Origin of the sequence: uncultured Parabacteroides sp. (assembly GCF_905196875.1) — a bacterium.
Classification (GTDB): Bacteria; Bacteroidota; Bacteroidia; order Bacteroidales; family Tannerellaceae; genus Parabacteroides.
The window spans coordinates 22,950-35,938 of the sequence record NZ_CAJJWO010000004.1 but is presented as its reverse complement, the minus strand read 5'-3'; the positions used below and the strand labels follow the sequence as shown (position 1 = coordinate 35,938).

Sequence of the window (12,989 nt, the reverse complement as noted above, 5' to 3'; positions counted from 1 at the left end):
TTCCGATTGAGTTGTGTATATTTACATGCCTATTGATAAGTTTTAAAGTAGATACCATTGAAAATATGACGAAGAGAGTGAAGTGGGGCGTTACCGCCGCAATCCTTCTGCTAATCGCTGGAATGATTGTTTATCCACAGATTAAGAACGAGTTGACAGCATCCGGGAAAGCAGACGAAGTGGCTCCCGCTCCGGGAACGAGCTTAAGGAAGCAGGTGCTGAACATTAACGCTGAAGTGTTAAAATTCCAATCACTGACCGACAAAGTTATTAGCACGGGCAGTATCCTCCCCGATGAGGAAGTAGACTTATCCTTCGAGTCGTCAGGGAAAGTGGTGAATATCTATTTCACCGAGGGTACACATGTGAAAGCCGGCGACCTGCTGGCAAAGATCAACGACAAACCATTACAGGCCCAGCTGAGAAAACTGGAAGCCCAAATCCCTTTGGCAAAAGACAGGGTATACCGCCAACGCACACTTCTTGAAAAAGACGCCGTCAGCCAGGAGGCTTACGAGCAGGTGACTACCGAATATGAGAAACTGATGGCCGACATCGATCTGGTGAAAGCCAACATCCTGCAGACGGAGTTGCGTGCGCCGTTCGATGGGATCATCGGTCTGCGTTCGGTCAGTGAAGGGGCTTATGTCTCTCCCACCACCGTTATTACCAAGCTGACGAAGATATCGCCGCTGAAAATCGAGTTCTCCATCCCCGAGAACTATGCAAACGACGTAACCGACGGTACTTCCATCGTATTCCGCCTGGAAGACTCCAACGGTATGATGCGCGACTACAACGCAAAAGTATATGCCGTAGAAAGTAAGGTGGATATGTCGACCCGTACTCTGAAAGTACGTGCCACCTATCCTAACACCAACGAGTCGATCTTCCCCGGACGTTATACCTCGGTGGAGATCACCAAACGCGAGATAAAGGATGCACTGGCTATCCCGAGCGAAGCGCTGATCCCCGAAATGGGTAAGAATGTGGTCTACCTGTATAAGAACGGAGTAGCCGAACCGGCGGAAATCACGATCGGCTTGCGTACGGAAAGCCGTGTGCAGGTGCTCGACGGTGTACAGCCGGGCGATACATTGATCACCACCGGTGTGATGCAGCTTCGTACCGGCATGCAAGTAACAATTGATAATCTGTATTAAATTCCTCTATGGCAAATATATCGGAAACCAGTATAAACAGGCCGGTTCTCTCGACGGTAATGATGCTCGTCATCCTGCTGTTCGGTATGATCGGCTACAAGTTCCTGGGGGTTCGCGAGTTCCCCAGTGTGGACCAGCCTATTATCTCGGTCAACGTATCCTATCCGGGAGCGAATGCCGAGGTTATCATGAACCAGATCACGGAACCGTTGGAGCAGAACATCAACGGTATTCCGGGTATTCGCTCGCTAAGTAGCGTCAGTAGCCAGGGTAGCAGCCGTATCACTGTCGAGTTCGAACTGTCGGTGGATATGGAAACGGCAGCCAACGACGTACGCGACAAAGTATCGCGTGCCCAACGTTATCTACCGCGCGACTGTGACCCGCCTACCGTATCGAAGGCCGATGCCGACGCGTCGCCCATCATGCAGATCGGTATTCAGAGCAACAGGCGTTCGCTGATGGACTTAAGCGAGATTGCCGAGCTGACGGTAAAGGAACGCCTGCAAACGATATCGAATGTGAGCGGGGTAGATATCTGGGGACAGAAACGTTACTCTATGCGTCTATGGCTCGACCCGATCAAGATGGCCGGCTACGGTGTTACCCCGCTGGATGTGAAGAATGCAGTGGATGCGGAAAACGTAGAGTTGCCCTCCGGTAGTATCGAAGGAAATACGATCGACCTCTCTATCCGTACCCTGGGGTTGATGCATACAGCGAAAGAATTCGACGACCTGATCATCAAGGAGGACGGCAACAACATCGTCCGTTTCAAGGATGTGGGACGGGCGGAACTGGCTCCGGAAGACCTACGCAGTATTTTGCGTAAAAACGGCGAGCCGATGGTAATTTGTATCATCATCCCCCAGCCGGGAGCCAACCATATCGAGATTGCCGATGAAGCTTACAACCGTATCGAACAACTGAAGAAAGACCTGCCGGAAGACGTATCGATCGAAATGGTGTACGACAATACCCGTTTCATCCGTGCTTCCATCGCCGAGGTGGAAGAGACAATCTATGTCGCGCTGGCACTGGTGGTACTAATCATCTTCCTGTTCCTGCGCGACTGGCGCGTGACGCTGGTGCCTTGCGTGGTGATCCCGGTATCATTGGTCGGCGCCTTCTTTGTAATGTATATCTCCGGCTTCTCCATCAACGTCCTGACGATGCTTGCCGTCGTGCTCTCCGTCGGGTTGGTGGTGGACGATGCGATCGTGGTAGCAGAGAATATATATGTCCGTATAGAAAAGGGGATGAACCCGAAGGAGGCGGGCATAGAAGGTTCGAAAGAAATATTCTTTGCTGTAGTCTCGACCACGATTACCCTGATCTCCGTATTCCTTCCGATCGTATTTATGGAGGGGATGACAGGGCGTTTGTTCAAGGAGTTCAGTATCGTGATTGCCGGTTCGGTGGCTATCTCTTCATTCGTCGCCCTTACCTTTACGCCGATGCTTGCCACCAAGCTACTGCGCAAACGGGAAAAGAAAAACTGGATGTACGTCAAGACAGAACCTTTCTTTGAAGGGCTGAACAAGATTTACGCCCGTTCGCTCGACTATTTCCTGAGCCACCGGTGGTGGGCTATTCCTATCGTGGTCATCCTATTCGGTTCGATCGGTTATTTCTGGAAAACAATCCGCTCAGAATTGTCTCCCCTCGAAGACCGTTCATCCATATCGGTCAACTTGCGTGCGCAGGAAGGAGCTACCTTCGAGTTTATCCGCGACTTCTCCGACCGGATAGCCGAAATATCCGACTCTATCGCTCCCGAACGTAAGTTTCTGGTTAACCGCTCCTGGAACGGCGGAGGCTTTATCAATGTGATCCTTCCGGATATCAGCGACCGCGAACGTTCGCAGATGGAGATAGCCGAAAGGCTTTCGGCAGCCGTCAGGACAGAAACAAAAGCGCGTGCCTTCGTACAGCAGCAATCCACTTTCGGAGGACGACGCGGAGGTATGCCCGTGCAATATGTATTACAAGCACCCAGCCTGGAGAAACTGGCGGAACACCTGCCCGCTTTCATGCAGCAGGTAAACGAAAGCCCTGTCTTCCAGATGGCGGATGTGAACCTGAAGTTCACCAAGCCGGAAACACGCATCGAGATCAACCGCGACAAGGCATCGTCGCTGGGAGTAAGTACCCGCAATATCGCACAGACATTACAGTACGCATTAAGTGGGCAGCGTATGGGCTATTTCTATATGAACGGTAAACAATACCAGATATTAGGCGAGATCAACCGCCAGCAGCGTAACACGCCGCTCGACCTGAAGTCGATCTATGTACGCAGCGACAACGGGGAAATGATCCAGTTGGACAACCTGGTCGCCCTGCATGAAGATGTAGCTCCGCCACAGTTGTATCGCTACAACCGTTTCGTTTCAGCAACAGTATCCAGCGGTCTGAATAAAGGATATACGATCGGTGACGGCCTGGACGAAATGGACCGTATAGCAGGTGAAACGCTCGACGGCAGTTTCCGTACCGCCCTCTCTGGCGAGTCGAAAGAGTTCCGCGAAAGTTCCGACAGTCTGATGTTCGCTATGATCCTGGCCTTGCTGATGATCTATCTGGTGCTTGCCGCCCAGTTCGAGAGCTTCAAAGATCCGCTGGTGGTGATGTTCACCGTGCCGCTGGCTATTGCGGGAGCCTTGATGTTTATGAGTTATTCGGGCATTACGATGAATATATTCAGTCAGATCGGTATCATTATGTTGATCGGTCTGGTGGCAAAGAACGGTATCCTGATCGTAGAGTTCGCCAACCAACGCCAGGAAGCAGGACAAAGCCTGCCTGAAGCGATCCGCTCGGCATCCACACAACGCCTGCGTCCGATCCTGATGACCAGTACATCGACTATACTCGGACTGGTACCGCTGGTATACGCGACAGGCGAAGGTGCACAAGGACGTATTGCGATGGGTATTGCCGTAGTAGGCGGTATGTTGGTTTCTACCTTCCTTACCTTGTTCATCGTTCCGGCAATGTATAGTTTTATCTCAACAGACAGAGCAAAGAAAATATGAAAAGAGTAGCAATGATCATACTGGCTGTTTCAGCATCCCTGAGTGTAAAAGCACAGGACGTATACAGCCTCAGGCAGTGTATCGAAACGGGACTGGAGCGTAACTACTCCATCCGTATCATACGCAACGAACAACAGATAAGCGACAATAACGCCACACCTGGCAACGCCGGGTACCTGCCTACCATAGATATGAGCGGCGGTTTCAGCGGTTCGGTCAACAACAACCGTAACAAGCTGACCGACGGTACGACCGAAAAGCAAAACGGCGTCAACAGCGAAACAGGCAATATCGGCCTGAACGTAAACTGGACAGTATTCGACGGCTTCGGGATACAGGCAGAATATTCGCGCCTCAAGGAATTACAGCGGATGGGCGAACTGAATACACGCATGACGATAGAGGATTTCGTGGCAGACCTGTCTACCGAATATTACAACCGGATACGCCAGAACATCCGCCTGCGTAACCTGCGCTCATCCCTCGACCTTTCCCGAGAGCGTGTCCGTATAGCAGAAGAGCGTTACCATATCGGTTCCGGTTCGCGCATGGACTTGCAACAAGCGCAGGTCGACTTCAACTCCGACAGCTCGAAGGTGCTGAACCAGCTGGAAGTCGTCAACACCTCACGCATCCGGCTCAACGAACTGATGGCTCTCGAGAATGTAGAAGAGAACATCGCTGTCAAAGACTCCGTGATCTACCCGAATATCTTCCTGGATGAAGTGGAGCTATGGAAAAGCACGATAGAGTCGAACGCCTCTCTGCTGATCGCCCAGAAGAACAAAACGCTTTCCGAATTGGATTATAAAAAGGTCAAGAGCCGCAACTACCCTTACGTAAAACTGAATGCCGGTTACGGCTATACCGCCAACTGGTACGAAGTGGGCACCACCGACCTGCAGCAGCGGCTAGGTCTGAACTATGGCATTACCGTCGGACTGAATCTGTTCGACGGCCTGAACCGCCGCCGCGAACGCCGCAATGCACGCATCGAGATCGAAAACAAGGAACTGCGCATGCAGGAGCTTGAGCTGGCCTTACGTGCCGACATGAGCAATCTGTGGATGGCTTACCAGAATAACCTCGACCTGTGGAGTCTGGAAAAGGAAAATCTGGTTGTCGCACAGGAGAACTACCGCATCGCCATCGACCGTTACAAACTGGGCGAACTTTCCGGTATCGAACTGCGTGAAGCGCAGAACAGCTTGTTGGAGGCGGAAGAACGCCAGTCTATCGCGGAATACTCCACCAAACTCTGTGAAGTATCCCTGCTGCAACTAAGCGGTCAGATACTGACGTATGTGGCTCCGGATCCGGACAAAGCAAGTCAATAAACAGTAACCTCTAATTAAAGATATAGCGTATACCGATCTGCATCTGCCAACAGTTGCTGCTACTCTGAACAGCACTAAAGGTTTGAGTGGAAAGTAGTAACCTCCGCAAAAATACTTGAGAATACTTATCAAAAGCTAATAATATTTCTATAATTTTGGAACAAGATTGCGTAGCGTAATGAACACCATGAGATGATAAAGATATTACTGTTAACCGATTTTTCCAGTGGCTATAGCAGATCACTTCTGGAAAATGTAGTCAGATATGCAAGGGAAGTAGGTCCCTGGGCATTTTACCGGATGCCTTTGTATTTTAGGGAGCTTTACGGTGATGAAGGCGTCGTGGAGTGGGCAAAGAAATGGGGAGCTGATGCCATCATCGCCCAATTCACAGATATAGATCTGTCTGTACTGAACCAGCTGCACATACCAATCATCGTCCAAAACTACAAAGAACGAAGCCCCGGTATCTCCAACCTGACGGGTGATTATTTCGGAACCGGTGTAATGGCTGCCAACTTTTTCCTGCACAAAGGATATAAATCGTTTGCCTATTACGGGCTGACAGATACAGTATGGGGACGTGAACGAGGCGAAGGCTTTAAGAAGGCTGTCTACAGCCAAGGTTATGACGTTTATGAGTTCAGCAACCGGAAACGGATACCCAGTGAAAAATGGAGTTTTGATGTAGAACTTGTAAGCAGATGGCTGCAAAGCCTGCCTAAACCGGTAGCTCTTTTCGCATGTGACGATTATTATGCATTGCAAATTACTGAAGTCTGTAAAATGTATGATATAAGCATTCCAGAGGAAATTGCAGTCCTGGGAGTAGATAATGACAAACTGCTATGTAATATTTCCGACCCTCAATTGTCATCCATAGAATTGGATATCGAGAACGGAGGTTATGAAGCGGGGAGACTGATTCACCAGTTCATCGAAAAAAAGATCGTTACCCCCGTCGATATCATCATAAAGCCAGTACGAATCGTCCCTCGTGCTTCCACCGAACGTTTTGCCGTTTCCGACAAATATATCGAACAGCTGTTACATTATATAGATAACAACCTTCGGAATCCCCTGCCGATAGATGATCTTATCCGGATGCTACCTTTCTCAAGGCGCGTCCTGGAAAAAAAGTTCAAACGGGAAACAGGTACATCTGTTTGCCAGTATATTCAGGAACTGCGTATAGAAAAATTTGTCGACTTGTTGGTTACAACTGACCTACCATTGGTAGAAGCCGCTGCTAAAGCCGGTTTCACGGATTACAAGAACATTTCCCGAATATTTACAAAGGTAAAGGAAATGACTCCCTTTCAATACCGGAAACGATTTACTTCTAAAAACAAATAAAAGATGCACCGACTTTCTATCCGGTCCGTTCGTTTTTTGAGGATTTTATTTCGCAATCAGCACATAAAAAGAAGAAGCATTCTACTTACTTTGTACTGTTTGAACAATAAAAACAGTGCCATATGAGTACAATATCAGCATCACACGAAAAAAAAGCAGTCCGCAGGCTCATTACCAACGGAAAATTAATCCAGACCGACAATATTCTGGAAGATGGTTATATCATCATTGAGAACGATAAAATAACTGCTATCGGCACAGACCATCCGTCATCGGATGATATCGATGAAATCATCGATGCCGAACAACAGTATATATCCCCTGGATTCATCGATCTTCATACACATGGAGCAGGAGGAGCCGATTTTATGGACGGTACGGTAGATGCTTACCTGACCGTCGCCAACACACATGCCCGCTACGGTACAACCGCCCTTTTACCCACCACTCTGACCTGTTCTGACGAAGAGCTCTTCCACACATTTGAAATCTACCGCCAGGCAAAAAAACAAAATACGAAAGGTGCAAAGTTTCTGGGCATCCATCTGGAAGGTCCATACTTCGCCTATAGCCAACGTGGTGCGCAAGATCCCTCCAATCTGAAGGCACCGACTCCCGAACATTACACCAGTATATTGAATGCCACTGACGATATCATTCGTTGGAGCATAGCACCCGAACTCGACGGTGCCCTCTACCTGGGTAAACTATTGAAAGAAAAACAAATAATCCCATCCGTCGGACATACGGATGCCATTTGTGAAGAGGTCATGGAAGCCTATAAGGCCGGATACTCCCTGATGACGCACCTCTACTCAGGTATGCAGACCGTTACCCGCCGGAATGCACTCCGTTATGCGGGCGCTGTAGAAGCCGCTTTCTTACTGGAGGATATGGATGTAGAAATCATTGCCGACGGCATTCACCTCCCCAAAAGCCTGCTTCAACTTATACATAAATTCAAAGGAGCAGACAGAATAGCATTGGTTACCGATTCCATGCGCGGCGCCGGAATGCCGGAAGGGGTATATAAATTAGGAAGTTTAAAGGAAGGACAAACTGTAATGGTAGAAGAGGGAGTAGCCAAACTACTCGACCGAAGTGCTTTTGCCGGCAGCGTGGCAACTGCAGACCGTCTGGTCCGGACAATGGTTCAACTGGCAGAAGTCTCCTTAACAGATGCAGTAAAAATGATGACGGCAACGCCTGCCCGTATTCTTCATATGGAAAATAGGATCGGTTCTTTAGAAGTAGGTAAAACGGCAGATATTCTTTTTTTCGACAATCAGATCAGGATATCACGTACCATCATAAACGGACAGACGATTTACCAGGCATAACTTCTTCCCTGACATTATTACTGCCCTCTCCATTCTGACGCATTTTGAGGATTTTATTTCGCAAGATGGGAGAAAATGAATAATTCATCCTTTTACTTTTGTCGTATTGAGATTCATTTAAAATTAATCAGTATGACAACGAGACGCAGTTTTATAAAAAAAGCAATAGCCGGTACGGCTATGTTATCATTCGGTGGCGTGTTGCCTGGGGTCAGTGCAAAAAGTTATGCAAACATAGTAGGAGCAAACGACCGGATCCTGATCGGTTGCATAGGAGTAAACTCCCGTGGAGCCGCTTTAGCCCGGAATTTTGCCAAGCAAAAAAACTGCATCGTAAAACACATTTGCGATGTTGACTCCAGGGCTTTAGACAAGTGTATCGCAGAGGTTACAAACATCAGCGACACAACTCCGAAAGGATATAAAGACCTGCGCCTTATGCTTGAAAAGAAAGACTTGGATGCTGTAGTTATAGCAACTCCGGACCATTGGCACGCCCCGGCAGCCTTACTGGCAATGAAAGCCGGAAAGCATGTTTACCTTGAAAAACCATGCAGCCACTCTCCAGAAGAAGGCGAAATATTGATCCAAGCCGCACAAAAATACGACAAGGTCGTACAAATGGGAAACCAACGCCGTTCATGGCCCAATGTTGTGGAAGCGATCAATGAGATCAAAGCCGGAACAATAGGAAAAGTTTATTTCGGCAAATCATGGTATACGAACAACCGTGCCCCTATAGGCAAAGGAAAAGAAGTTCGCGTCCCCGACTGGCTCGATTGGGACTTGTGGCAGGGACCGGCTCCACGGACAACCTACAAGGATAATATCGTTCATTATAACTGGCACTGGTTCTGGCGATGGGGCACCGGTGAAGCCTTAAACAATGGAACCCATATGATAGACCTGCTACGATGGGGTATGGAAGTGGATTACCCGACTTCCGTGCAATCCACGGGTGGACGTTACTATTATCAAGACGACTGGGAAACTCCTGACACACAAGTTATCAGTATAAATTTCGGAGACAAGAAGTCAATAATCTGGGAAGGACACTGTTGCAATGCTTTTAAAATAGAAGGCAATTCCGTCGGTGCACTTTTCTACGGAGAGAAAGCCAACCTGCTGATCGGAGGAGGTAATTATTACAAAATCATGGACCATAAAAACCAGATCATCCGCGAGGTGGAAAGTAAGATACAAACCGATCCCCGCAACCGGATGGATCCGGCGCAGCAATTGGATGCAATCCATATCCAAAACTTCTTTGATGCAATCAAAAAAGGAGAAAAGCTAAATGCGGGAATAGAGTCCGGCCACATAAGTACATTACTCGTCCAGTTGGGAAATATAGCCCAATGTTCAGGAGAAAAACTGGAAACAGATCCGGCTAACGGACATATCAGAAACAAACAAATTGCGGATAAATACTGGGGAAGAACTTATCAGGAAGGATGGGAGGTAAAATTATGACAAACAATTATCATGCAACAGAAAAAAGACAAGTCATAACAGGAATCATTATCATCGGAATCGTATTCTTTATCATAGGCTTTGTATCATGGGTCAACTCAATACTGATTCCTTACTTCAGGATTGCCTGCGAATTGACAAATTATCAATCATATTTTGTTACATTCGCTTTTTATATAGCCTATCTTGTCATGTCGCTCCCGGTTGCCTACCTGTTAAAAAAGACGGGATACAAAAAAGGGATGATGTACGGCTTCTTTTGTCTGGCCGCAGGAGCATTGCTATTTGTACCCGCTGCGCTGGACAGAACATACTGGATATTCCTTACCGGTCTGTTCACGATGGGTACAGGATTGTCGGTTCTGCAAGCTGCTGCAAATCCATATATCACGATCATCGGTCCCATTGAAACAGCAGCCCGGCGCATCAGCATAATGGGTGTATGCAATAAGTTCGCCGGAATCGTTTCACCTATTATCTTTGCTGCAGTCGTGTTGGGGAAAAGCCAAGATATCCTGACATCCGTCGAATCCGGGCTCCTCAACGGCATGGAAAAGGAAGCGGCACTCGATGAACTCATACGTGGAGTTATACTTCCTTACAGCATCCTTAGCCTCATCCTTCTCACAATCGGATTGTTTATCTATAAATCAAAATTACCGGACATCAACCCTGAAGAGGAGAATGAAGAGGTTGCAACCGCCAATTGCGGAAAAACCTCCGTCTTTCAATTCCCTTACCTGCTACTCGGCGTATTGGCCCTGTTTCTGCATGTCGGGACACAAGTTGTGGCCATAGATACGATCATCAGTTATGCAGGTTCTATGGGCGTAAGACTTTTGGACGCTAAGTTCTTTCCTTCCTATACGCTTGGAGCAACAATTCTGGGCTACCTGCTGGGAATCCTGTTGATCCCGCGTTTTATATCCCAAAAAAATGCATTGATCGTTTGTACGGTTTTAGGGCTCGTCCTCTCACTGGGAGTAATTTTCGCCCATACGAATATTTCCCTACTAGGACACAATGCAGGTTTATCCATCTGGTTCCTGGCTTCCCTCGGTTTACCGAACTCTTTGATATATGCAGGTATCTGGCCCCACGCCATCCGGAATCTGGGACGTTTCACCAAAATTGGTTCATCCATGCTGGTTATGGCATTGTGCGGAAATGCCATCCTTCCCCTTGTTTATGGCAAACTGGCAGACATGACTTCTTTGCAAACCGGATATTGGGTATTGATACCTTGCTATTTATATCTGATATGGTATGCCGTCTGGGGATATCGCATCGTAAGCTGGTCATCAAAAGTATAAATACAAGCACCGACTTCCTATAGCCTAATAACAGTTTCTTCCTGATGAAACAAATGTTTCACCTAAGAGGAACAAATGTTTCACCAGCATGAAACAAGTGAAACAAACGGAAAGATCACGTTAGCTAACAGTATAAATCTAAAATAGTCAATATGATAAATTTAAAAAAGAACAAGCTTACTGTACAGGTATTCCCTGACAGGCAATCTATGGGAAAGAGTGCGGCATCGGATGTTGCGCAGGCTATATGCAAATTATTAAAAGAGAAGGAAGAGATCAATATGATCTTTGCCGCCGCTCCCTCACAAAATGATTTCCTAGCAGCACTCATTGCCGATAAATCGATCGCATGGAACCGTATCAATGCTTTCCACATGGATGAATATATCGGATTGGATCCCAATGCTCCGCAAGGGTTCGGCAATTTCCTGAGTGAACATATATTCGCGAAAGTAGCCTTCAAACAGGTCTATTATATACAAGCGAAGAAAGACGGTTTTGAAGCCGAATGCGAACGCTATACCCGCCTACTGTCTGAACGAGCGATCGATATCATCTGTATGGGAATAGGGGAAAACGGACATATCGCCTTCAACGATCCGCATGTAGCCGATTTCAACGACAAAGACTGGATGAAGGTAGTCGACCTTGCCCCCCAATGCAGAGAACAGCAGGTGCACGACGGTTGTTTTCAATCTCTCGACGAAGTTCCCACACAGGCATTCACGCTCACCATCCCGATCCTGATGTCTGCAGCATATACATTCTGTATCGTCCCAGCCTCCACAAAGGCAGAGGCTGTTTACAATACCTTATATGCTCCTCTATGTGAAGAATATCCCTCTACTATCCTGCGCGAAAAAGAAAACGCCCGGTTATATCTGGATATGGAGAGCGGTTCGCTTCTACCTGTAGAAATATTAACGAATCCCTAAAAAGAACAGCTTATGAAACGGAATGTATTATTATTGCTCGTTATCCAATTTCTTGCCATAACTTCACTTCACCCGCAAGAGATCATCCGGTTAGGCATTATCGGACTGGACACCTCTCACTCCGAAGCTTTTATCAAATTAATAAATGGAGAGAGCCCGCAACCGGATTATACCGGTTTCAAAATAGTAGCCGCCTATCCATACGGTTCCAGAACCATCGAGTCCAGTTATAGCCGCATTCCCCAATATACGGAAACGGCCCGGAAACACGGAGTAAGTATAACTTCATCGATCGCGGAGCTTCTGAAAGAGGTAGACTGTGTATTGTTGGAAACAAATGATGGGACTTTGCACCTCGAACAGGCAAAAGAAGTGATAAATAATGGTAAACCCCTATTCATCGATAAACCGGTTGCTGCACAGTTATCCGATGTACTGAGTATCTACGGAATGGCAGAAAAGAAACAGGTTCCCATTTTTTCATCATCGGCATTACGCTTTTCCCCCCGGAACATGGAATTAAGAGCCGGAAACGGACCGGAAGGGAAAGTCGCCGGTGCAGACTGCTACTCTCCCTGTACGAACGAACCCTCACACGCCGGATTTTTCTGGTATGGAATTCATGGAATAGAAATATTGTATACGCTGATGGGGACCGGATGTAAATCTGTCTCCTGCATCTCGGACGAAAGCGCAGAGCTGGCTGTCGGACTATGGGAAGACGGAAGAATAGGAACCTTTCGCGGACTACGGAACAGTGCACATACATACGGTGGTACGGCAATCTGTACGAAGAAAGTTGTACCCGCCGGAGGATATGAAGGCTACGAAGGACTGCTGAAGTCCATCCTTACTTTTTTTCGTACGGGCATAGCACCTGTCAGTAAAGAGGAAACGATCGAGATATACACATTCATGGAAACAGCCAATGAAAGTATCCGGCAAGGCGGCAAGCCTGTGAATACAAAAGACATTTATGAAAAAGCATTATCCTCAGCAAAGGATTAGGAAGTTTATTAATCTTAAAAGTACGA

9 protein-coding genes are annotated in these 12,989 nt (G+C 47.5%); all 9 read left to right on the top strand.

Translation table 11 applies throughout. From position 1 onward, the window contains the following. Positions 1-65: 65 nt before the first annotated feature. The 9 genes from QZ076_RS02345 to QZ076_RS02305 all read left to right on the top strand — a co-directional run bounded on the left by QZ076_RS02345 (position 66) and on the right by QZ076_RS02305 (position 12,963). Positions 66-1,163 carry an efflux RND transporter periplasmic adaptor subunit gene (locus tag QZ076_RS02345; protein ID WP_293709969.1) on the top strand — a complete coding sequence of 366 codons (1,098 nt, stop codon included), beginning with the start codon at positions 66-68 and terminating at the stop codon, positions 1,161-1,163. 8 nt (positions 1,164-1,171) lie between these two features. Continuing rightward, on the top strand, positions 1,172-4,201 hold the full coding sequence (locus QZ076_RS02340; protein ID WP_293709967.1) for an efflux RND transporter permease subunit: 3,030 nt from the start codon (positions 1,172-1,174) through the stop codon (positions 4,199-4,201). Next, complete coding sequence (locus tag QZ076_RS02335) at positions 4,198-5,538, top strand: TolC family protein (protein WP_293709965.1); 1,341 nt, start codon at positions 4,198-4,200, stop codon at positions 5,536-5,538. Before QZ076_RS02340 ends, QZ076_RS02335 begins: the two co-directional genes overlap by 4 nt. Before the next feature lie 192 nt (positions 5,539-5,730). Beyond that, a complete protein-coding gene (locus QZ076_RS02330; protein WP_293709963.1) occupies positions 5,731-6,894 on the top strand; it encodes a DNA-binding transcriptional regulator in 1,164 nt (387 codons plus the stop codon). Positions 6,895-7,016: 122 nt separating this feature from the next. Continuing rightward, positions 7,017-8,234: an N-acetylglucosamine-6-phosphate deacetylase gene (nagA, locus tag QZ076_RS02325; RefSeq protein WP_293709961.1), complete on the top strand. Its 1,218-nt coding sequence runs from the start codon at positions 7,017-7,019 to the stop codon at positions 8,232-8,234. Between the two features lie 132 nt (positions 8,235-8,366). Continuing rightward, positions 8,367-9,707 (top strand): Gfo/Idh/MocA family oxidoreductase, encoded by a 1,341-nt coding sequence (locus QZ076_RS02320; RefSeq protein ID WP_293709959.1) that lies wholly within the window; start codon positions 8,367-8,369, stop codon positions 9,705-9,707. Then, positions 9,704-11,020, top strand: a complete 1,317-nt coding sequence (locus QZ076_RS02315) for a sugar MFS transporter (protein WP_293709958.1) — start codon at positions 9,704-9,706, stop codon at positions 11,018-11,020. The genes QZ076_RS02320 and QZ076_RS02315 overlap by 4 nt, the downstream gene beginning before the upstream one ends. Before the next feature lie 152 nt (positions 11,021-11,172). Next, positions 11,173-11,955 carry a 6-phosphogluconolactonase gene (locus QZ076_RS02310; RefSeq protein ID WP_293709956.1) on the top strand — a complete coding sequence of 261 codons (783 nt, stop codon included), beginning with the start codon at positions 11,173-11,175 and terminating at the stop codon, positions 11,953-11,955. Between the two features lie 12 nt (positions 11,956-11,967). Continuing rightward, complete coding sequence (locus QZ076_RS02305; protein WP_293709955.1) at positions 11,968-12,963, top strand: Gfo/Idh/MocA family oxidoreductase; 996 nt, start codon at positions 11,968-11,970, stop codon at positions 12,961-12,963. The last annotated feature ends 26 nt before the right edge of the window (positions 12,964-12,989 follow it).

Bases quoted from the DNA above. Each gene is read 5' to 3' on its own strand.
- QZ076_RS02345 (WP_293709969.1), top strand. From the start codon at position 66: ATGACGAAGAGAGTGAAGTGGGGCGTTACCGCCGCAATCCTTCTGCTA.
- QZ076_RS02340 (WP_293709967.1), top strand. From the start codon at position 1,172: ATGGCAAATATATCGGAAACCAGTATAAACAGGCCGGTTCTCTCGACG.
- QZ076_RS02335 (WP_293709965.1), top strand. From the start codon at position 4,198: ATGAAAAGAGTAGCAATGATCATACTGGCTGTTTCAGCATCCCTGAGT.
- QZ076_RS02330 (WP_293709963.1), top strand. From the start codon at position 5,731: ATGATAAAGATATTACTGTTAACCGATTTTTCCAGTGGCTATAGCAGA.
- nagA (WP_293709961.1), top strand. From the start codon at position 7,017: ATGAGTACAATATCAGCATCACACGAAAAAAAAGCAGTCCGCAGGCTC.
- QZ076_RS02320 (WP_293709959.1), top strand. From the start codon at position 8,367: ATGACAACGAGACGCAGTTTTATAAAAAAAGCAATAGCCGGTACGGCT.
- QZ076_RS02315 (WP_293709958.1), top strand. From the start codon at position 9,704: ATGACAAACAATTATCATGCAACAGAAAAAAGACAAGTCATAACAGGA.
- QZ076_RS02310 (WP_293709956.1), top strand. From the start codon at position 11,173: ATGATAAATTTAAAAAAGAACAAGCTTACTGTACAGGTATTCCCTGAC.
- QZ076_RS02305 (WP_293709955.1), top strand. From the start codon at position 11,968: ATGAAACGGAATGTATTATTATTGCTCGTTATCCAATTTCTTGCCATA.